This is a genomic window from Cohnella ginsengisoli (assembly GCF_029525555.1).
GTDB lineage: Bacteria > Bacillota > Bacilli > Paenibacillales > Paenibacillaceae > Cohnella > Cohnella ginsengisoli.
In genome coordinates, this window is sequence record NZ_JAPDHZ010000003.1 from 1,801,151 (window position 1) to 1,822,385 (window position 21,235).

Genomic DNA, 21,235 nt, shown 5'->3' on the forward strand with positions numbered 1-21,235 from the left:
GTTCCCCCCCATGACCGCGTGCCCCCAATCTCTATTCCTGTAGGTTGCCTGCATCTCTCAAATACGGACTAGCGTCATTGTATGGCTTTGATCCGTCACTTGCGCTTCCGGTCTTGCCCCTCGCCCTGGCTCCCTGCTGTTCACGCCTTCCCCCTTCGTCCGTCCTTGCCGTATGCGAACGCCGATCTCGCGGACGAGCTCGTTCAAGTTCACCGGCTTGGTCATGTAGCCGTCCGCTCCCGCGCGAAGGCAATCATCGCCGTCCTCCGCGAATGCCTTCGCCGTAAGGGCGATGATCGGCAGCTCCCTGCGGCCGGGCATCGCCCGAATGCGACCGATCGCTTCTAGACCGCTCATACCCGGCATCATAATGTCCATAAGCACGAGATCGATACTCGCGTTCCCGGACAGCAAGCCTAGCGCCTCGCCTCCGGAAGAGGCCGTCACGACGCCGAAGCCCTTCGCCGCGAGCGCGACCCGCAGCGAGTAGACGTTGTGCTCGTCGTCGTCCACGATCAGCAGATGATGTGTCGCGGGCACGCCGGATGCCGGGACGCCGCCGCCCCCAGGACGCCTCGACTCCTGCCTCGGCGGCGCCTCCAGGGACGCCGCCTCTTCCACCTTGGCCGGATCCCGCCCCGACGGCGCCAGCGCGTCAGCCGCCGAAGTGACCAGCGCCGGCCATGGCAGGAGCAGCGTGAATCGGCTGCCGCGACCGGGCTCGCTCTCGAGCCGGATATCGCCGCCCAGCAGCATCGCGAACTGCTTCGCGATGGACAGGCCGAGCCCGGTTCCGCCGTATGCGCGGCTGATCGAGCCGTCGGCCTGGAAGAACGCGTCGAAAATAGCCTCCTGTTTGTCTGCCGCGATCCCGATGCCGGTGTCTTCCACCCCGAAGGCCAAACCGCCTTCTGCCAGCGGCCCGCCTTCGGGCACGCGCGAGACGACGAAGCGCACATGGCCTTCATGCGTGAACTTCAAGGCATTGGACAGCAGATTGTTGATGATCTGCTTCAACCGCTGCTCGTCCGTGTGTAAATATTCGGGCACGTCCGGCTCGCTGCGCAGCGTGAACGTCACCCGCTTGCGCGCCGCGATCGGGCGGAACAGCTCGTCCATATGACCGAGCAGCTCGCGTACGCTGAACACCGAGCGGTCAAGCTCTAGGTGGCCCGCCTCGATTTTCGACAAGTCCAGCACGTCGTTGATGAGGCCGAGCAGTTCTTTGCCGGAATGATGGATGATGCGGGCGTAGCCGACCTCCTCCTCGCTGAGCCGGCCGTCGACGTTCTCCTCGAGCAGCTGTGCCAGCACGAGCACCGAATTCAGCGGCGTACGCAGCTCATGGGACATGTTGGCGAGAAATTCGGTTTTATAACGCGAGGCCGATTGGACCTGGGCGTACATCGTCTCCAGCTCCTGCTTCGCCTGCTCGAGCGAACGTCCCTTGTCCTCGGAGATGCGGTACTGCTTTTCCAGCCGCGCCGCATAGATTTTCAGCTTGTGCGAGCGCTTGTCCTCCGTCATGAACTCCCGCAGGATGAACATGAAGGCGAAGCATAAAAACAGGCTGACGAGAAAGGTGCCCGGCGCGATATCGACCAGGTAATGTCTGCGGGGGGATGATGCCGAACAGCGCGATAAACGCCACGTTGCCGACGTTGACGGAGATGACGATCGTGACCATCTTGCGGAGCTCCGGCCACCGCCTGCTGCGCGCCAGCCATAGGATGAAGAGTACGAGCAAGCTCATCGCGACGACGTTAAAACTGCCGACGAGCGCTGCCTGATTGACCCCGAAGGACAGACGCGCGAGGCCGATGCCGAGCCCGATGACCAGAACCGACAGCCATTTTCGCACGAACAGCGGCGCGACGATGACGGCCAAATAGCGCATGTCGAACATGACCGTCTTCGAAAAGCTGAAACCGAGCTTCATCGTCGTCCAGCCGCACGCGATCGCAAGTACGATAAACAGCGTTTCCTTCCACGCGGAGGGCCACTTATAAACGACGTATTTGTATAGCAAGCTTGCCAGGTAAAGGAGCGTCAGCATCGTGCTGACGTTGATAAAAAAAGATACGCAAAAACGCGCTGATATCGTTCACGGTGCACCGCCTCTTGGGAGCTTGTAACCATTATAGCAAATCGCTCCCCCCCAGCACGCGGTCGAACGAATAATTTGACGGAAGCGCATCGGCTTTTCACGCTTCGAACCAACCTCGAATAGGCGCGGGTCGCATGCGCCCCGCACCTGCCGAAAATTCTAGTTGCTCCTATACGAGCAGATTGATCCCTTCCAACGCCAATCCGATGAGGAAGCCGCAGACGGCGCCATTGACGCGGATCCACTGCAGATCGCCGCCGATCTTGTCCTCCATCATCTCGATCAAGGCATCGTTGTCCAGCTTGTCGATATTTTCCTTGACGAGCTTGCCGATCTTCCAGTGATTGCGTTCGACGAAGCCGGAGATCCGCTCCTGCACCCACGTCTGGAACAGCTCGATCACCTGCGGGTTAGCCCTGAGGCTGGCGAGCAGGCCGGATATAGCAGGCAGTACGTAATCATCGGTGAAACGGGGCTCGCGCACGAAGGCCAGCGCCTTGACGCGCAGATCCTCCAGCCACCCGGCAAGTTGGCGCTCGATCGCGCCGCCGTCCGCCAGACGCGCTTTCCAGCCTTCGAGCTCGACCGATACGGCAGCCGACTCCGGCAGATTGCGAATGGCGTTCCTCATCCCGTTGAGAAGCATCTCGCGAAGCGGGTGGTCCTCTCGCTGCTGCATCTCCGACAGCGTGCCGACGATCGCGTTTTGGAGCAGGCCGCCGATCTTCTCCTCATCCATGAAGGAAATAAACGCGTTCACGGCAAACCCCATCAGCCCGCCGACCTGCAATTTCTGCAGCGCCGCCGCGCCGATGATGCCAAGCTGCCGCCGCGTCTCCTCGCGGGAGGCAAGCCCGCCTGCCTTGTCGATCAGGAAGGCCAGCGCCTTCTCATCGTAGCCTCTGGCCAGCGTCTCGTCGCCAAGCTTGCGCAGCAGGCCTGCCGTATCGAGCTCGCGTATCTTCGACTCGAGCGCGCGGGCGAGCACCGGAACGATCCGGTCCATCGGCAGATGCTCCAGCGCGAATTCGCTCACGCGAACGGCCACGGCGGCGGCGTCCTCGCGATGCGTCTCCAGCAGATCGAGCAGCCGCTCGCCGATCTTGAATTCAGTCGTCTTGGTGACGATGCTCTCCTTGGTTAGCAGCTCGGTCTCGATCGCCTGGATGAGCGAGCGGACGACCTTGTCCCGGTTGCGCGGCAGCAGCGCCGTATGCGGGATCGGGATGCCGAGCGGGTGGCGGAACAGGGCGGTGACCGCGAACCAGTCGGCGAGACCGCCGACGAGCCCGGCCTCGAAGCCGCCGTGGAGCAGCGCGCCGCCCCAGCCTCCGAAGGGGAACGTGGCCAGAAATCCCGCCCCCCATGACGCCAAGGGAAATGGCGGCCGTATGTTTAGCTTGTCCGGGCATGTTCGGTAGACTCCTTCAGCTTCGATATTCTATGTCTATATGATACCCAAAAAGAGAACGGACGGGGAAGCGCGGGATTCACCCGGCTTCTCCGTCCGTCATCGCGCAAGCTTCGCCTCACTTGGATTCGGCGCCCGATACGGGACCGCCGTCCAGCGGCAGCTCGGGCAGCTGCTTGACGTAGCTGTCCGACATGTTCAGCAGGCGAAGCGCCGCATTGTACTGCGCTTCGGTAGAGCCGCCGGCGCTGATGCTGTTGTTCTTGACGTCGTAGTTAGTGCCGTCCTCGAACCCGACGCCCGGCAGGAACACCGAGGTGTCGTTGACGAACGAGCCGGTCGGCAGGAAGTGGCGCATCGGCAGCAGGTTGCTCGTGCGGTTCATGAGATCCTCGCCGAAGTGGATCTGGTCCTTCACGGACACGCCCAGCAGGTTGGCGACCGTCGGCAGGACGTCGATCTGACCGCCCGTTTGCTCGAAGGTCTTGCCGTACGAGACGCCGGGCGCGTGGACGATAAACGGAATGTTGAACATATCCGTGTAGCCGTACTCGCGACCGAAGATGCCCTGCATCAGTCCCTTTTCCTTGTTGTCCAGCGAGTATAGCGGCAGCCCCTGGTGGTCGCCGTAAAATACGATGACGCTGTCGTCCCACAGGCCGCTGGACTTCAGCTCTTCAAGGAACTGACCCATCGCATAGTCGGCATAGTTCTGAGCCAGAATGTAATTGCCGACGAGCGTGCCGTCGTACTCGGCCGGCAGCTTGATCTTGTCCTTGGCTTCGGGAATCCGGTAAGGGTGATGCGCGCTCATCGAGATGACCATCGCGTAGAACGGCTTATCCTCCGCGTCCATCTTGGCCAGCTCCGGCACGGTCTTGGCATACAGCACTTCGTCGGAAGCGCCGAACGCGATATGATCGTCGTCGCCGTAGAACGCTTGGTCGTAATATTTGTCGAAGCCGATCGCCTTGTACAACAACGAACGATTCCAGAAATCCACGCTGTTCGTATGGAACGTCGCCGTATTGTAGCCGTTCGACGACATCAGGCGCGGCAGGCTCGGCAGCGTCTTATCCATGTAGTTCGAAGACGTGGCGGCCTCGTGATGCGGCACGTAGAGCGACGTGTTGACGACGAACTCGGCGTCGGACGTCGTGCCCTGGCCGACGTTGGTGTAGAAGTTGTTGAAGTAGAAATCGCCGGCCGCCAGCTTGTTGATATTAGGCGTGATCTCCTGGCCGTCGATCGTGAGGCCGATCAGGAAATTTTGGAATGACTCCATCTGCACGACGATCAGGTTCTTGCCCTTGGCCGCAGCCCAGAGCGCCGGGTCGACGGACTGCTCTCCGCCCTTAAGCGCGTCGATCGACTGTTGATTGATCTCCTTCATGTCGATGGCTTCTTCTTGCACCGTGCTGTCCGCGAAAATGGTGTAAACCTCGTAATTGAGAATGCCCATGCCCTCTGCCTTTTTTATTCTCGTTCATGCTGGCGTGATTAGGCCAGATGTTGAAGATGCAGAGCGCGGCGGATACGATGAACGTCGCGAGCAGCGCAGTGCGGTTCACCTTGCGCATGCCGATGCTCGTGAAGCGGGCGATATACTTCGGCCGGACCATATAGAACGCGAAAATGACGATATCGATGAAGATCAGCAGGTAGTACGGATCAAGCAGCGAGTAGGTGCTCTCTCCCACCTTCGTCACCTTGTCCGCTTGCTCGAGCGCATGGTAGGTGACGATGACGCCGTAGTATTTGTAGTACATAAGAACGGCGAAGTAGAGCAGGGTAATCGACAGGTTGACGATCATGTAATAGAGCAGCTTGCGCTTGGACGCAAACCACTCGATCAGGCAGAAGACGATCAGAATGAACGGAATCTCGGTCAGCACCGTCATCCAGGACGGGCCGTCGTCAAAGATGACGAACCAAGCCAGGGCGCCTTTTAAGAGCAATATCAACGAAAACCATAGGATCGGCTTGGATTTAATCGCATTCCAAAGTCGCATCTTCAGCACTCTCCTTCTTGCAGCATAGCCTTATTTGCAGACAGTATCCATGCGCGCAATCTCTATCTTTTTTTTGTAATCGGTCTGTAAACAACGTTTCTAATTATGCCTCGAATGCAGCCGCATGTCAAAAGACATAAGCCGCGAAAAAAGCTGAAAATCCGGCTTCTTAAGCGTTCCTGCCGGCCAAATCGGGCCGATATGACCGCATTGAATGGGAATAAATTGAAAAGGTCTGGAATAAATAGGTCCTTACCCTTACTTACGCTCCTCTAACTTAAACGAAGCACGGTTGGACAAAGTTCCGTATCGCTTGCTTAAATGTAGTTAAACGCAGACAAACTTCGGCTTGCCAAGCGATTCCTCATTAAAAAAAGCTCCCTCCTTGGCCGCCGCGGCCGCGGAAAGAGCGTCGTTTTTTTCACAGCACTTTGGAAAGAAACAGCCGGGTCCGCTCGGTGCGCGGGCGTTCGAACAACTGCTCGGGCGGGCCTTCTTCGACGATCGTCCCCGACTCCATGAACAGAATCCGGTCGCCGACCTCGCGCGCGAACCCCATCTCGTGCGTCACGACGACCATCGTCATCCCTTCCGCGGCCAGTTCCTTCATGACCGCGAGCACTTCGCCGACCATCTCGGGATCGAGCGCCGACGTCGGCTCGTCGAACAGCATGATCTTCGGGTCCATGGCGAGCGCGCGCGCGATCGCGACCCGCTGGGCCTGCCCGCCGGACAGCGAGTCCGGATAGGCGTCCGCCTTGTCCTCGAGCCCCACCTTGCGCAGCAGCGACATCGCCCGCTCCTTGGCTTCTTCGGACTTGCGTCCGCGCACCTGCACCTGCGCCAGCGTCAAATTGTCCATCACCTTCATATGAGGGAACAAGTTGAAACGCTGAAACACCATGCCCGCTTCGGTGCGGATGTCCGCGATGTTCGTGCCCTTCGCCATGAGCGAATGCCCGTCGATGACGACTTCGCCTTCGTCCGGGCGCTCGAGCAGGTTGATGCAGCGCAGCATCGTCGACTTGCCGGAGCCGGAAGGACCAATGACGACGACCACCTCGCGCGGCGCGACCTCCAGGTTAATGTCGTGAAGCACCTTGTTTTTGCCGAAGGACTTGGCGACCCCTCGCATTCGAATGATCGGCTCCATCACTTCACCCTCCTCTCGAACCATAGGAGCAGCTTGCTAAGCGTGTACGTGAGCACAAAATAGATCACGCCCGCGGCCAGGTAAGGCTCCCATACTTTGTAGTATTGTCCCTTGGCCGCGTTGGCCCAGTACATGATCTCGGGCACAGCGATCCATGCGACGAACGAAGAATCCTTCACGAGGACGATAAATTCGTTGCCGAACGCCGGGATCATCCGCCGCACCGCCTGCGGCACGATGATGTGGCGCAGCGTCTGCGCATGGGTCATGCCCAGCGAGTACGCCGCTTCGCGCTGCCCGGCGTCGATCGATTCGATGCCCGCCCGGTAGATCTCCGCGGAGTAAGCCGCGCAGTTGAGCCCGAGCGCCAGAATGGCGGCGACGATGCCGTTGGTGGTCCCCAGGATCGGCGGAATCACGCCGAAGTGGATGATGAGCACCTGCAGGATGAGCGGGGTTCCTCGGAACACGTTGATGTAGCCGCTCATCAGCCACCGCAGCGGCCAGAACCGGGCCATCTTGCCGAAGCCTATGAAAAGCCCCAACACGACGCCGATGGCGATCGCCGCCAGCGAAATGCCGATCGTCAGCAGCGTCCCCTTCAGCAGCAGGGGCAAGTAATCCTCGATAATATCGAATCTAAACGCGTAATACACGCCTGCACCCTCTCTCATCAAAAGAGGGCATGCGCCCGGTCTGCCCGGGCCGCATGCCCTCTGCTTCCTAATCGTTGCTGATTATGCCCGATCTTACTTCGCCGTAACCAAATTGCTCGTATCCGGTTCGACGCCGATCCACTTTTTGTAGATCGCTTTGTATTCGTCGCTCGCGCGCACCTTTTCGACGGCCGCGTCGATCTTCTCCTTAACGGCCGGGTCCGTATCCTTCGGCAGCAGGATGCCGTAGTACTCGGACGCGAAGTTCGTACGGTCGTAGATCGCGTTGAACTTTTTGTCCGGATTCTGCTGCACGTAAGACTGCACGACCGCGAAGTCCGCGACGACGGCGTCGACGCCGTTGCTCTCCAGCTCCATCAGCGCCAGCGTGTTGCTGTCGAAGCGCTTCAGGTTCGGATTGTCGTCGCCCATAATGCCCTTCATCAGCGTCTCGGCGGTCGTGCCGCCCTGAACGGCGACCTTCTTGTCCTTAAGCTCAAGGGCGTCCTTAACCGGCTTGTTCTCTTTGGTCAGGATCATGTTCACCGATTCGAAGTAAGGAACGGTAAAATCGAACGTCTGCTTGCGGTCGTCGGTAATAGAGATCGATGAAATACCCCCGTCGTACTTGTGATTGCCGCCGCCCAGATCCGCGAACAACGGGTCCCAGCCCGTGTTGTCCAGCTTGTAGTCGTAGCCGGCTTCCTTCATGACGGCGTCCAGGAAATCGACGTCGAAGCCCACGATCTTGTCCTTGTCCATGCTCTCCATCGGCGCGTAGCTCGCGTCGGTCGCGAACTTCAGCGTGATCTCGCCCGCGTCCGCCGAGGACGCCACGCCCGCGTTCGCGTTGGACGACTCCTTCGCGCCGCATGCGGACAGGCCGACTGCCAGCGCGGCAGTCAATATAATAGATGTCAGCTTTCTCAACATGAATAACCTCCTGCTTTCTAGTCAGCAATCATTCTATCAGCTAGAATGCAAGGATGGCAATGGAAATAATTAATTTTAGCTTCAAAAGTTAACACGAAATGGAATATTATATTAAACATAAGTATAATTCACTAAGATTTTTATTTTCACGCACGAAACGCGCTCATTTCTGCGGAGCCGCCCGGCAAGGGGATGATTGGACGCAGCTCCCTGTTCGCAATCCGCCTGCGCGAGGTATAACCGACGAATGCCTGCAAATGCCGGGCAGGCAAGTCCGCTCGCCTTTCAGCCTGTTCCGATAGGCCGAAAAGGGCTTCACGAGAGGCATTCCTCCCATGAAGCCCTGATCTTCGTGCGCACCTGTTTCTACTATATAAATAGTAGCTTCTTATTTGCTCACGATATCCTTGACGGCCTGATCGAACTTTTCGAACAATTTGTCCTTGTCGATCGAACCGCCTTGATACTCCTGCATCGCCGCGCCCCAGCCCTGGATGACGCCGTCCGGGTACCGCCCCCAGTTCCAGCCGCCCGCATCCTTCGCCTGCTCGGATACGGCCGCGCCCAGTTGACCGATGTCCTCCGAGGTCGCAGGAATCGTAACGAGCGCGGGGATGAACTTGAACTCCTTGGTAATGTAGCTCTTGCCCGTCTCGGAAGTGACCATCCACGCCAGGAACTTCTTTGCCTCTTCGGCGTTCTTGGACTTGCTGTTGACGATCCAGAAGTTCGCCGGGCCGGTGTAGATGCGCGCCTTGCCGCTGTCGTCGATCGGGATCGGCATCATGCCGAGGTTGAGCTTCGCTACCTTGTCGACATCGCCTTGGATCCAGTTGCCTTGCTGGATCATGGCCGCTTTGCCGCTGGCGAACGTGGCGACTTGGGTCGCGTAGTCGGTCGTGAGCTTATCCTTCTGGGAATACTTGAAGACGAGATCGACGTAGTTGATCCATTTGCCGAACACTTCATTGCCTTTGAAGGATGCGGTGCCCGCCTTGTTGTCCTCGATGAACTTGACGGGATCGGCTTGCTCGGAGAGACCGACGTTGATCGTGTGATGGCCGATCGACCACCATTCGTTCGTCGTGGAGAACGGCGTGATGCCGGCGTCCTGCAGCTTCTTGGCCGCGGCCTCGAGCTCGGTCAGCGTCTTCGGGAGCTCAGTGATGCCTGCCTTGGCGAACAAGTCCTTGTTGTAAATGATGCCATAGCCCTCGATATTCATCGGCATGCCCAGCAGCTTGCCGTCCACCTGGGCCGGCGCCGCAGCCGAGTTGACGACGTCGGCGGCCCAGGATTCGCCCGACAGATCCGTCGCGCGATCATAGTACGGCTGGAGCGCCGCATAGCCTTCGGAGTTGAAGATCTCGGGCTCGGAGCCCGAAGCGATCTCGGCCTTCAGCAGCGCGTTGTAGTCCTCGCCGCCGCCGTGCGTTTCGACGTCGACCTTGACGCCCGTTTCCCTTTCATAGGCTTCGGCCATCTTGTTCAAGGCGTCGGCGATCTCGACCTTGAACTGGAACACTTTGATCGTGACGTCTTTCTTCGGCGCGTCGGAGGATGCTGCCGCGGACGATGCCGGCGCGGACGACCCGGCGCCCGAAGCGGCTTCCGAAGATGCCGGCGAAGCGTTGCCGTTGTTGTTGTTGCCGCAGCCTGCGGCGACCGTCAGGAGCGATGCGATCAAGATGCCTGCGGAGATGCGTTTCATGTCATGACCTCCCATGTATTCAATCATCTGGCTACAGTGTCGAGTATAGTGGAGAAAACGTTTGCACAAAACCGACGATGTTGTTGTCAAAAGTGTAACATATTGATCCAGCCTAACCTTTGACCGATCCGGAAGTGATCCCTTCGACGATGTGCTTCTGCAGCAGCAGGAAAAGCACGACGATCGGCGTGACGCTCATGGCGAGACCGGCGAGCGCGAGATCCCACTGCTTGGTATATTGGCCGAAAAACCGCGTGACCGCGAGCGGAATCGTCGTCAGGTCTTTGTTCGATCCGATGATAAGCACGGGCAGCAGGTAGTCGTTCCAGATCCACAGCGTATTCAAAATGACGACCGTGACGGCGATCGGCTTGAGCAGCGGGAAGACGATCCGCCAGAACACGCCGTACGGCGAGCAGCCGTCCATCACCGCGGCCTCCTCGATCTCGAGCGGCACGCCCTTGATGAAGCCGTGGAATAAAAACACGGACAGCGCGAGTCCGAAGCCGAGATAACAAACGACGATGCCGAGCAGGTCGCCGCGCAGCTCCAGAATGCTCGTCACGCGCACCAGCTGCAGCATGACCGACTGGAACGGGATAATCATCGACGAGATGAACGCGAGAAACAGCAGGTTGTTGAAGCGCGTCGGCCTGCGTACGAGCCGGTAGGCGGTCATCGAGCTGATCGTCACGATGCCGGCGACACTGATCGCCGTGATGACGACGGAGTTGCGAAGCGCGGTCGGGAAGCGAATCATCTCCCATACCCGCGAGTAATTCGTGAACTTGTAGGCTTCCGGCAGCGAAGCCGCGTCGACGAGGATCTCGCCCAGCGTCTTAAGCGAATTCGCCAGCACGAAGTAAAACGGAGCGAGAAACAGCAGTGCCAGCAAGATCGCGAATATCTCGATGCCGGCGAGCCGGTAGCGAAGCGAGCGGTCGCGGTTCATCAGGCCTCCACCTCCTTGCGCTTGGTGAGCCATACCTGCGTCACCGCGATCAGCGAGACGGCCAGGAAGAACAGCATCGCTTTTGCCGTGCCGAGCCCGTAGCGGTTGTTGACCAGGGCTTCCGCGTAAATGTTGTAGGCTAGCGACTGGGTCGACGTGCCCGGGCCGCCCTTGGTGAGCGACAGGTTCAGGTCGAACATCTTGAAGGCATTGGAGATGGTGAGGAACAAGCATACCGTGACCGCCGGCATGATGAGCGGCAGCGTCACCTTGCGGATGCTCTGCCAGTAGCCCGCGCCGTCGATCGTGGCCGCCTCGAGCATGTCCTTCGGCACGCCGGTCAGCGCCGCGATGTAGATGACCATCATGTAGCCCGCCGACTGCCAGACGAACACGATGACGAGCCCCCAGAAGCCGGTGCCCGCCGTGCCGAGCCAGGGCTGCTCGAAGAAGGACCAGCCGGTCATTTCCCCGATCGTCTTGAAGCCCTTGGTGAAGATGAATTGCCAGATATAACCGAGCAGGATGCCGCCGATCACGTTCGGCACGAAGAAGACCGTCCGCAGCAAGTTGCGGGTCTTGAGCGCCCGCGTCAGCATCAGCGCCAGCAGGAACGCCAGCAGGTTCGACGCCAGCACCGTGACCGCCGTGAAGCGAAGCGTGAAGCCGAAGGCGGCCCAGAATTTGTCGTCGCGCATAAAAATACGGTTCAGATTGTCCATGCCCGTCCACTGCGCCTTGTTCAGGTCGAGGCCGTTCCACTCGGTGAACGAGTAGTAAAACCCGAGCAGAAACGGCACGAGCACGATGATCGAGAAAGCGATCAGGCCGGGTCCCACGAATACGAGCTGCTGCAGCCACTCTCCGGATTTACCGCCGCGTTTGATCATGAGGCACACTCCCTTTCCGTTATGTAAAATATAAAGCCATATTGCGGCATCGACCACCGATAGATATGATGGGTTTGGTGTAATATATTGACCTCGGGGGGAACCGCCTTGAAAAAAAGCATTCGCACCAAGTTAATGGCGCTGCTCCTCGCGGCCACCATCGTGCCGATGGCGCTGTCCATGGTCATCTCGGATTTTTATATCAAAAACCAGGTGACGGGCAAGGCGATCGCGGAAAACCGCAGCCTCCTCGAGGTCGGCAAAGACAATATCCTGAACTACATGAACACGCTCAACCGCAACTCGTTAAGCGTCTACAACTCGATCAATTCGCCGACTTCCCTGTACGCCATCATCGAGCGCTTTACGGCGCCCGGCGCGGATGCGGAGGCCGCGGATCTCGCCTATCGCACGACCATCTACCAGCACCTCTTGAACATGTACCAGTCGAACAAAGAAATTCACCAGATCCATCTGCAAATCGGACGAGGCGAAGACAGCTGGTCCTATCTGCTGGCGCGAGGCCTGTTCCGCAGCGGACACGAAGCCGAAGGCGGCTGGCCCGCGGGGCGCGCGGACGACCCGGCGCCGTTCATGGAGCCGGCTCACAAGAGCGCGAGCTACGCGCTCGATTCGCGGCAGTCCGTATCCGCACGGGACGTGATCACGCTCAGGCGGCCGATCATTCGCACGCCGAGCGACCAGGTCATCGGCTATTTGTCGATCGACGTCCTGCTGACCGAGCTGGGCGACATCTGCGGGCGGCTCGCGCTGTCGGAGGAGGAGAAGCTGTACGTGCTCGACCGCGGAGGCAACGTCGTATGCGGCAAGGAGCCGGAGGACGGAGATCTGCTTAAAAATACAGGCTGGACGCGCAAGCTGCTGACGGATCCCGGCGGCACCGGGGACTTCAAGTGGTCGGATTCGGCCTTTTCCGGCTATGTGGTCTACGATACGCTGCAGACGCAGTTCATGGACTGGATCGTCGTGAAGCAGCTGCCCTACGCCTATCTGTACCAGAATGCGCAGGGCATCCGCACGATCAACTCGCTGATCATCGCGCTGTCGCTCATCATCGCCGTCATCGCGACGCTCGTCGTGTCCGTGCAGTTCACCAGCCCGATCAAGAAGCTGATCGCGCGCATGAACCTGGTTCAAGCCGGCAAATGGAGCGCGGGCGCGGACGCCCGCCTCGCCCGGAGCAGCGATGAATTCGGCGTCCTGGAGCGGCGCTTCGGCACGATGGTATCGACGATCGAGGAGCTGATCAACCGGGAGTACAAGCTGGCGCTCGCGAACAAGACGAACCAGCTGAAGGCGATGCAAGCCCAGATTAACCCCCATTTCCTGAACAACGCGCTGCAATCCATCGGGACGCTCGCGCTGCAGTCGAACGCGCCCAAGGTTTATGGGCTCGTCGCGGCCATGGCCCGGATGATGCGGTACAGCATGCACACCGAGGAGAGCATCGTGCCCTTGTCGGCGGAGCTCGCCCATGCCAAGGCTTACTTAGAGCTGCAGAAGCAGCGGTTCGGCGAGGATCTGGACGCATTCTACGAGATCGATCCGGAGACGATGGATGTCGCGGTTCCGAAAATGCTGCTTCAGCCGCTCGTCGAAAATTACTTCAAGCACGGCTACGAGCCGGGGGCGGGCGGTAGCCCGGGAGATGGCGGCGCAGGCGGCGTTAGCGCTGAAATAGAAGCGGCAATAGCCGGAGCGAGCGGAACTGGCGAGGCCGGCGCCGCGGGTCAGGCGGGCGCCCGCCTGTACGTTCGCGCTTGGCTGGAGGGCGAGCGCGAATGGCTGCGCGTCGAGGTCGCGGACAACGGCCGGGGCATGGAGCCGGGACCGCTGGAGCACCTTCGCGCCCGCCTGAACCGCGCGGCCGCGGAAGACGTCACGGGCGGGCAGATCGGTCTGGCCAACGTCCACATGCGGCTTCGCTTGTACTTCGGCGAAGAGGCGGGCATGGCGGTGGACGCTTCGCCGGGCGGCGGATTCAAAGCCGCGCTCCGGATTCCGCTTCGGCAGACGCCGTCCGCGGAAGATATGCCGGCCGGCGAGCAAGCGCCCGGAGCCCGCGACGATAAGGAGGGAACGAGATGAAGGTCGTCATCGTAGACGACGAGCGCCATGTCCGGGAGGCCGTCCGGCTGCTCGTCGATTGGGAGACGCTCGGCATACGGGAGGTTCACGAAGCGGCCAACGGCGAGGAAGCGTCCGCGCTCATCGAGCGCGTGCGCCCGGGCATCGTCGTCACCGACATGATGATGCCGGTACGTGGCGGTCTTGACTTGTTGGCCTGGCTTCAAGCGCACAGGCCCGAGATTCAGAAAATCGTCATTAGCGGTCATGACGATTTTCACCTCGTGCGCGGCACGATGCAGCACGGCGGGCAGGATTACCTGCTCAAGCCGATCGATCCCGAACAGCTGACCGGCGCGCTGGCGCGCGCGGTCGCGAGGTGGAACGAGCAGGATCAATCCCGCAAGCACGAGCTGGCGCGGAATATGGAGATCAACCAGCTTCGCCCGGTCATGCGCGACCGTATTTTTTCCGACCTGCTTGGCGGCAGCGATCCCTACGGCAACGCGCAAACCGTCCTGCTGAGCGAGTCCGGCGCGCCGCATCCGTCCTCCTGTCTCGTCGCCGTCCTGGACGTCGATTCGGCTTCGGCCGAGGTGGCGGACCGGTACGCCCGCCATCGGGACCTGCTCTATTTTACGCTGACGAACATCGCGGACGAAGTGCTGCGGCGAAGCGACCGCGGCATCGCCTGCCGCAATCTTCGCGCGGAAAACGAGATCCTGCTGTTTGTATGGACCGATTCCCGCGCGGCACGTCCGGATCCGACATTGGAGGAGACGCTTTCCGAGATCAACGACGGCTGCTTTATGACGCTCAAGTGCCGCTTCGATTTCGGTATCGGCACCGCGCAACCTTTTCCCCAAGGCGCCTCCATCTCTTATCAATCGGCCCGCTCCGCGCTGCACGATCGGAACCTGCTCGCGGAGCGGGCTTACTATTACCAGCCCGAATCGGCGGGCGCCCGTCCCTCCTTTGCGGCGCCGCGGCTGGACGCCTTCGAGGAAGGACTCCGGCTCGCCGTGCTTGGCGGCTCCGACAGGCAGATCGGGGATGCCGTCGCCCGCTGGATGGCCGAGGTGCGCCGCATGCCCCGCATCAGCGGCGAGCAACTGCAGCGGTGGAGGACCGATCTTGCCGAGATGCTGCGGCGGTGGCGCGAGACGAAAGGCACGCGGGCGGACGCGCCGGGCGACGGACGAGCTCTCTCCGGAGAGGCGGACGAAGACCCGAATCCGTCCGGCGTCATCCCGATGGACGCGCACGGACGACTCGATCTCGACCGCCTGGAAGCGATGCTGCGCGATTTTCTGACCGCTTATGCCCGCAGCCGCTCGGCCGCCGGTCAACAAGCTCAGAGCGCGATTCCCGCCGTCGTCCGCTACATCGAGCAGCATTACAACAAGGAGCTCACCTTGCAGGACATCGCGAGCCAATTTTATTTAAGCCGGGAGTATATCTCCCGCCGGTTCAAGCAGGAGACCGGGGAAAACCTGATCGACTTCCTCTGCCGCATCCGCATCGACAAGGCGAAGCTGCTGCTCGAGAATCCGCACTTTAAAATCGCGCAGGTCGCCGAGATGGTCGGCTACCAGGATGAAAAGTATTTCAGCAAGGTGTTCAAAAAACTCACGGGGCTGTCGCCGAACCAGTATCGAAAGTCATAAAACGCGTGAAAGGGGAAGCCGATTGACGGCCTCCCCTTTTTTTTCCTTGGGCGTTCGGATGACGCCCGCGCGACGCGTCAGATCAGGAACATCGCGACGACGGTCGTCACCGCGAGTCCGATCAGCACCGGCAGCAGATTGCGCCGCGCCAGTTCGAACGGGCTGACGCCGCAAATGGCCGCCGCTGGGATGAGCGCCCACGGGATCAGCGTGCCGCCCCCCACCCAGATGGCCGCGACTTGACCGAGCGCCGTCAACGTGTCGGTGCCGCCGACCGAAGCGCCGAACATATTCGCGATGGAGCCCGCCAGCGAGATGCCGGAAAAGCCCGAGCCGTCGAGCCCGGTAATGGCGCCCACGACGGTCAGCGTCACGGAGCTCACCGCGCCGTTCAGCGGCACCGCGTTCGCGAGAGCAACGCCAAGATCGTTCACGATGCCGTGCGAGCCCGCAGGCAGCTTGCCGATCAGGTCCGCGAACGCCGAATCGCCAAGATAGAAGAAGGCGGCGATCGGTATGACGGGGCCGAATACGCGGAAGCCGAACTGCAGCCCCTCAATGAGGTAATCCGTCGTGGCCTCGAGCCCCCCGGTCGCCATGCGCCAGCAGCGTCACGCCGATGAGGATGAGCACGGCCGTGCCGCCGATGAGCGCCGTGGCATCGCCGCCTTGCAGCTTGAACGCGATCATGGCGCCGACGTCGGCCAGGAACAGCAGCGGAATAATCGCGGCAAGCACCCGCTTAAGCGAGGGCGCCATCGGAATCGCATCGTTCTTCCTGCCGGCGTCGCCTGCGGGCGGCTCCGCGACCAAGCCGTCGCGGAATGCGCCGCGCTTCAAGTCCCTCCGAATCAGCCAAAACGCCGTCGCCGTCGTGACGACGCCCATCACCGCCACGAGCGGAACGCTCGCCTCCATGACTTGCGACACGGGCAGACCGGCTGCGTCCGCCGTCAGCTTCGGCGCGCCCTGGATGATATAGTCGCCGGACAGCGCGATGCCGTGTCCGAACAAGTTCATCGCCATCGCGGCCCCGAGCGCCGGCAGTCCGACGCGTGTGGCGACCGGCAGCAGCACCGCTCCGATCAGCGCGACGCCGGGCGACGGCCAGAAAAACCACGAAGTGACCATCATGATGATCCCGATGCCCCAATAGGCCATTGCGGGCGTCCGGATGAACCGCGTGAGCGGCGCAACCATGACCTCATTGATCCCCGTCCGAATCAGTATCCGGCTCATCGAGACGATGATCGAGATGATGAGGATCGTGCCGATGAGCTCTTTAATCGCATAAATGAAGCTGTTGAATATGCCCGATACCGAGCTGCCGAGGCTGTCCGTCGCGATCAAGCCCAGCGCAAGAATGCCGAACACGCACACCAGCATCGTATCCCGGCGCATGACGAGCATCGCCATGATAAATAAAATAAAAGCCAGGTACACCCAATGCAAGGAAGTCAGGGCTATCTCCAATATCATCACCCTCTGCCTCTCCTCGAAGACTGCTACATCGTATGCGGAGAGGCGGGCGGGCGTTCGTCCCGGTGTACGGGGCGGAACTTCCCTTTCGTATGTTTCGTAAGTTTTAACGGCATCCCCTTCGAACAGGTTCGACGGTCATAAGCAAAGGTTAGCCAGCGGTGGATCATTGATATCGCCGTTCCCCGGCATTATGATGGATAGAGCCGTTCTTCCATGACTCCCGACCGCCCCGACTCGAACGTTAGCGGAACCGGGCCAAGAAAGGGGTACCCTTATGTCAATCAACCGCAGGCTGACGACGGACGCGGATTTCCAAGAGGCAATGGAGCGTCAGCTTCGCATGCGCGTCTTCAAAGACGACCATATCGTGGACAGCGGCGGCGTCATTCTTCGCTTCGACGACAACACCGTCGTCATTCAGACAAGCGTCAGCGAGCTGGCCTATCACAATAGGCGGGACTGCGAATTTTTCGAGCTGAAGCGGAAAACCTGAGCTTATCCAACCATATTCGCCTCCTCTCGCGCATATCCATGGGGAACAGCGCAAGGAGGCGATCCATTTGAAAAGAGCTTTTTCGATGTTGCTCGGCCTGTTCATCTGCATGATTTGCCTGATTCCCTTAGGTACCGCGTCCGCGGCATCCGCCGCCCAGATTCAACTGGATGCCAAGTACAGCGGCTACGAGAACTTCATCGTTATCGACAAATCGCTCAACAAGCTGGCTTACTTCAAAGAAGGCAAGCTCGTCAAATCATTCCCGGTCGCGACCGGCGCCAAGCCATCGTACACCCCCGAGGGGCTCTTCGTCATTCAGGAGAAAATTAAAAATCGCCCCTATTACAAGGAAAAAATCAAAGGCGGCGACCCCAAAAATCCGCTGGGCGATCGCTGGCTCGGCCTTAAGGTGACGCTGAAAAACGGCAATGTCTCCTACGCATACGGCATCCACGGCACGAACAATGAAAAATCGATCGGCAAATACGTATCCGCCGGCTGCATACGCCTGCACAATAAAGACATCCGTTGGCTGTACGACGAGGTTCCGAGCAAAACGCCGGTGCTGATCCAGAAATAATCATTCGCCCGCTCCCGACGGGAATGTACGTTCTCAAAAAAGGGATTGACTTCCAACCTCTATTCCGTGTATATTGAACGAACAGAATACTTATCATCCGACAGGGGAAGCACCCGTGAGTCAAGGCCAAGGCCTTGCTTGCTGGTGCTTTTTTTGCTGTCCATTCAAACTTTTCAGGGAGGAAATTCGTTATGCGATGGGGATGTAAAGTAGTGCTTGCGGCGGTACTGACGTGGTTTGCGATGTTGCCGGGGGTGTCGGAGGCCGCGTCGTTCACCTTCTCTGCGGCGGCCAAGACCGCTTACGACAAGATGAACGCAGCGACGGAGCCGGCCCTGCGCGCCAAGATCGCATCTCAACACGACGCGCTCGTGTCGCTGGAGGCCAAGGGAGATCAGACGGACGAAGCGACCGCCGCCCTGCACGATCGCAACGAGCTGCAATTGAAGACGGCCAAGCAGCGGATCAAAGACATCGACGCCGACGAGATCGCCAAGCTGGACGGGCAGGTCAAGGCTGCGCAGGTTAAGTACAAGCCGCTCTTCGACGGTTACACGGCGCTCAACAAGCGGATCGAAGCGGCACGCATGTTGAAAAACAAAGATCTGAACGCGGCGCTCAAGCTTCAAGCCGATATTATGAAGGTGACGGTTCAACTCGCCCGCGACGATATTCGAGCCAAGCAAGACAAGCTCAAGCTCGCCAAAAGCGCCGCCACCGCGAAGTCGAAGCGAGCCAAGGAGCCGCTGGAATCGATCGACGGGCTGAAGACCCGCATTCAAGCGGAAAAACGGGCCGCTTCTGCCGCAAAGCAGGCTGGTAAGACGCTCTGGAGCAGCTTTAATGCAGCCGCGAAAAAGAACGCCCCTCGGGACGCTTCCAACGCGCTTGCGAGCCTGCTCAAAATAGCCGGCCAGATCAACGAGGCCAAGCAAAATCAATACGCGTTCGAGCAGAAGATCTCGGAGGCGATCGCACGCGCCTCGTCTTTGGCCGCGGCATGAGCGCCCGAAAGGCAGGAGCAAGCAACCGAATGAAGGTTCATGCACGCACAAAAGCCCGGCCATAGGCCGGGCTTTGCTATTTAAGGGCGTCGCCGCCGCTTAAAATCAAATTACAGCTTTACAACGTTCTCAGCTTGCGGACCGCGGTTGCCTTGAACAACGTTGAATTCAACGCGTTGGCCTTCGTCAAGCGTCTTGAAGCCTTCGCCGACGATAGCGGAGAAGTGAACGAATACGTCGTTGCCGCCTTCAACTTCGATGAAACCGAAGCCTTTTTCTGCGTTGAACCACTTAACTGTACCTTGTTGAGCCATTTGGTATTACCTCCAAAAATGTTTTTTCTACATGACCTTTATTTTGCGTAGAAAATAAAATTCACATATTGTACAAGGTTATTAAATCTTCTAAAATAATAACCCTCTACAATATGTGAACTCAGGTCAAGATTTAGATTAGATTCATCTTATCATATCTTGTCCAGGAACGCAAATGCAGAAATGGTCCAATGTAAGGCAGAACAAGAAAACGCTCTTCCTTGCCGGCTTCACTACCCTCGGCAGGGTAAAGCGTCGCTCGTATATAGCTTAACCAAATACGGAGGATCTTAAACAGGGCCGCGCAACTTTTTTTTGGAGATACGCGAATTCCCCTCTCAGATGCAAAGATGCCGCTCTCCATAAGGAGAAACGGCATCGGGCGCGATCGCGAGTACCCAAGTTCGATGCGGCGGTCAGCCTCAGCTGCGGCTCGACATCGACAGACTCGTGTTCACGAGGGCGGGAAGCATGCGCTCGGTCTTTTCCATCGGCGATCCGCAGAGCGTGCATGCCGGTTCGTCCGAAAACGCAAAATTTTCGCGAATCCATCCGTTGCAGCTATCGCTGGCGCAGGACCATACGGAAGTCGGCTCGAGGGGGGACCTCTTCAACCGGTTTTTTGCGGGAATTGTACATGGAGCGCTCCTCTCCAAGGCTTAGCCTTGTTCCTTGTATTGGGCGTAACACAAGCAGCCTCGAACCGTCAAAACTAAAAAAATCATATACGCGACAAGGCTTCGCTAACTGCCATGGAACCTTGACGATATATGATTCTCCACGTACATGCATTATATCCATCATAGCCCATAAAAGAACGGATGGCAAATCCAAAATGGTCCTTTCATGGATTTCCGCCCTCTTCAAAGCACGCTTCAGGCCTTGGCGAATCCCTCTTCCATCAAGTAAGCCGCGGCTTCGTCATAGGAGTCGAAGGCGCCGTCCAAGTTAAGGCCCGCATAGACGTACCACATCGCATCTTCTTCGTCGTACTTTAATTCCAGCGTCTGCCGCTTCTCGTTCCGCCAGATTTCTTCAAGCGCCGGCTCGGATGCTTCGCCCGCTTCGCCTCTGAGCGAATCGATGGATGCCGCGACGATCGTTCGCAGCTGCTCCTCCGAGAATGCCGCGATATTCGCGAAACCTTTGTCGTCCGTGTCGTAGCCTTCAAGCCGCCCCGCATAGACGAAGCCGTTGCCGCTGCGGTGCAAGTGATATATGACGTTTTTCTTGTCGAAGGCGCTGCCTTCGAATTGATAATTGACGCGGCCGAGTGATACGTCCTTGCGCGTCAGCTCTTTGAATTCGTCGGCGATCGCCAGCTTTTGCTCGAAGCTCAGCATGCATGCACGCTCCTTGTCATGATCCCTATATATAGCTGCGCTTGTCGCGCCCTCATCCGGCCGCTTCAGGTCCATCCCCAGAAAAAACCGTCGCGATCCCAAGCGACGCGGCCTCCGTGGAGCTTGCGAAACGCTTTGACCACCTCGCGGTCGAGCGCCGTATGGCCGCGTTCGTTCACGAACACGAATCGTTCGCCGAACTGCTCGCGGATATAAACGACCGCTTCCTCCTGCTTCAACATTCCCCGATGGCGAATCTCGCTCACCATCCAGGCCGCGACGTCCTGCGCCGTTTTTTCCATTCCGATGCCTCCTTGACTGCCGGTAACTCTTCTTGCGCTTGACCGTTTCTTATTGTACCAAATTGACGGGAATCGCAGGCAATTAATCGAGCGACCTTCAAAAAAAAGAGAAGGACGCGCCAGGCAGACCGCCG

General features: G+C 59.1%; 20 protein-coding genes and 1 pseudogene. 5 read left to right on the forward strand and 16 right to left on the reverse strand.

The window, feature by feature from the left end; all coding sequences use genetic code 11:
• Window positions 1–57: 57 nt before the first annotated feature.
• The 11 genes from OMP38_RS19445 to OMP38_RS19490 all read right to left on the reverse strand — a co-directional run bounded on the left by OMP38_RS19445 (window position 58) and on the right by OMP38_RS19490 (window position 11,825).
• Window positions 58–1,407: an ATP-binding protein gene (locus OMP38_RS19445; RefSeq protein ID WP_277566877.1), complete on the reverse strand. Its 1,350-nt coding sequence runs from the start codon at window positions 1,405–1,407 to the stop codon at window positions 58–60.
• A complete protein-coding gene (locus OMP38_RS19450; RefSeq protein ID WP_277566561.1) occupies window positions 1,373–2,056 on the reverse strand; it encodes a hypothetical protein in 684 nt (227 codons plus the stop codon). Before OMP38_RS19450 ends, OMP38_RS19445 begins: the two co-directional genes overlap by 35 nt.
• Window positions 2,057–2,276: 220 nt before the next feature.
• On the reverse strand, window positions 2,277–3,482 hold the full coding sequence (locus tag OMP38_RS19455; protein WP_277566562.1) for a DUF445 domain-containing protein: 1,206 nt from the start codon (window positions 3,480–3,482) through the stop codon (window positions 2,277–2,279).
• Between the two features lie 154 nt (window positions 3,483–3,636).
• A complete protein-coding gene (locus OMP38_RS19460) occupies window positions 3,637–4,980 on the reverse strand; it encodes an LTA synthase family protein (RefSeq protein WP_420869677.1) in 1,344 nt (447 codons plus the stop codon).
• Window positions 4,874–5,530 carry an LTA synthase family protein gene (locus OMP38_RS36065; protein WP_420869678.1) on the reverse strand — a complete coding sequence of 219 codons (657 nt, stop codon included), beginning with the start codon at window positions 5,528–5,530 and terminating at the stop codon, window positions 4,874–4,876. Before OMP38_RS36065 ends, OMP38_RS19460 begins: the two co-directional genes overlap by 107 nt.
• Window positions 5,531–5,951: 421 nt before the next feature.
• Window positions 5,952–6,674, reverse strand: a complete 723-nt coding sequence (locus tag OMP38_RS19465; RefSeq protein WP_277566878.1) for an amino acid ABC transporter ATP-binding protein — start codon at window positions 6,672–6,674, stop codon at window positions 5,952–5,954.
• An 8-nt stretch (window positions 6,675–6,682) separates the two neighbouring features.
• The gene (locus OMP38_RS19470; protein ID WP_277566563.1) at window positions 6,683–7,339 is read right to left on the reverse strand and encodes an amino acid ABC transporter permease; all 657 of its coding nucleotides are present in this window, start codon (window positions 7,337–7,339) and stop codon (window positions 6,683–6,685) included.
• A 93-nt stretch (window positions 7,340–7,432) separates the two neighbouring features.
• Window positions 7,433–8,272, reverse strand: a complete 840-nt coding sequence (locus OMP38_RS19475) for a transporter substrate-binding domain-containing protein (RefSeq protein ID WP_277566564.1) — start codon at window positions 8,270–8,272, stop codon at window positions 7,433–7,435.
• Between the two features lie 388 nt (window positions 8,273–8,660).
• Complete coding sequence (locus OMP38_RS19480; protein WP_277566565.1) at window positions 8,661–9,983, reverse strand: ABC transporter substrate-binding protein; 1,323 nt, start codon at window positions 9,981–9,983, stop codon at window positions 8,661–8,663.
• A gap of 112 nt (window positions 9,984–10,095) precedes the next feature.
• Window positions 10,096–10,935 carry a carbohydrate ABC transporter permease gene (locus OMP38_RS19485; protein ID WP_277566566.1) on the reverse strand — a complete coding sequence of 280 codons (840 nt, stop codon included), beginning with the start codon at window positions 10,933–10,935 and terminating at the stop codon, window positions 10,096–10,098.
• Window positions 10,935–11,825 carry a carbohydrate ABC transporter permease gene (locus OMP38_RS19490; RefSeq protein ID WP_277566567.1) on the reverse strand — a complete coding sequence of 297 codons (891 nt, stop codon included), beginning with the start codon at window positions 11,823–11,825 and terminating at the stop codon, window positions 10,935–10,937. The genes OMP38_RS19485 and OMP38_RS19490 overlap by 1 nt, the downstream gene beginning before the upstream one ends.
• 108 nt (window positions 11,826–11,933) lie before the next feature.
• Between OMP38_RS19490 and OMP38_RS19495 the strand changes: the two genes are divergently transcribed.
• Both OMP38_RS19495 and OMP38_RS19500 read left to right on the forward strand, forming a co-directional pair.
• Window positions 11,934–13,934, forward strand: a complete 2,001-nt coding sequence (locus tag OMP38_RS19495) for a cache domain-containing sensor histidine kinase (protein ID WP_277566568.1) — start codon at window positions 11,934–11,936, stop codon at window positions 13,932–13,934.
• Window positions 13,931–15,580, forward strand: coding sequence for a response regulator (locus tag OMP38_RS19500; RefSeq protein ID WP_277566569.1), 1,650 nt, complete (start codon window positions 13,931–13,933; stop codon window positions 15,578–15,580). The genes OMP38_RS19495 and OMP38_RS19500 overlap by 4 nt, the downstream gene beginning before the upstream one ends.
• A 77-nt stretch (window positions 15,581–15,657) precedes the next feature.
• On the opposite strand, the pseudogene OMP38_RS19505 reads toward OMP38_RS19500, so the two are convergent.
• Window positions 15,658–17,053 (reverse strand): annotated as a pseudogene (locus OMP38_RS19505) (hypothetical protein).
• Window positions 17,054–17,336: 283 nt separating this feature from the next.
• Here OMP38_RS19505 and OMP38_RS19510 point away from each other — a divergent pair.
• The 3 genes from OMP38_RS19510 to OMP38_RS19520 all read left to right on the forward strand — a co-directional run bounded on the left by OMP38_RS19510 (window position 17,337) and on the right by OMP38_RS19520 (window position 19,142).
• On the forward strand, window positions 17,337–17,555 hold the full coding sequence (locus OMP38_RS19510) for a hypothetical protein (protein ID WP_277566570.1): 219 nt from the start codon (window positions 17,337–17,339) through the stop codon (window positions 17,553–17,555).
• Window positions 17,556–17,622: 67 nt separating this feature from the next.
• Window positions 17,623–18,138: a L,D-transpeptidase gene (locus OMP38_RS19515; protein WP_277566571.1), complete on the forward strand. Its 516-nt coding sequence runs from the start codon at window positions 17,623–17,625 to the stop codon at window positions 18,136–18,138.
• A 191-nt stretch (window positions 18,139–18,329) separates the two neighbouring features.
• Complete coding sequence (locus tag OMP38_RS19520) at window positions 18,330–19,142, forward strand: hypothetical protein (protein ID WP_277566572.1); 813 nt, start codon at window positions 18,330–18,332, stop codon at window positions 19,140–19,142.
• Window positions 19,143–19,252: 110 nt separating this feature from the next.
• On the opposite strand, the gene OMP38_RS19525 is transcribed toward OMP38_RS19520, so the two are convergent.
• The 4 genes from OMP38_RS19525 to OMP38_RS19540 form a co-directional block, all read right to left on the reverse strand.
• A complete protein-coding gene (locus OMP38_RS19525) occupies window positions 19,253–19,456 on the reverse strand; it encodes a cold-shock protein (RefSeq protein WP_090118053.1) in 204 nt (67 codons plus the stop codon).
• 422 nt (window positions 19,457–19,878) lie between these two features.
• Entirely contained in the window at window positions 19,879–20,112 is a 234-nt protein-coding gene (locus OMP38_RS19530; protein WP_420869679.1) for a cold-shock protein, read from the reverse strand.
• A 219-nt stretch (window positions 20,113–20,331) separates the two neighbouring features.
• On the reverse strand, window positions 20,332–20,799 hold the full coding sequence (locus OMP38_RS19535) for a hypothetical protein (RefSeq protein ID WP_277566573.1): 468 nt from the start codon (window positions 20,797–20,799) through the stop codon (window positions 20,332–20,334).
• Window positions 20,800–20,864: 65 nt separating this feature from the next.
• Window positions 20,865–21,101, reverse strand: a complete 237-nt coding sequence (locus OMP38_RS19540) for a DUF6953 family protein (RefSeq protein ID WP_277566574.1) — start codon at window positions 21,099–21,101, stop codon at window positions 20,865–20,867.
• Window positions 21,102–21,235: the final 134 nt, after the last annotated feature.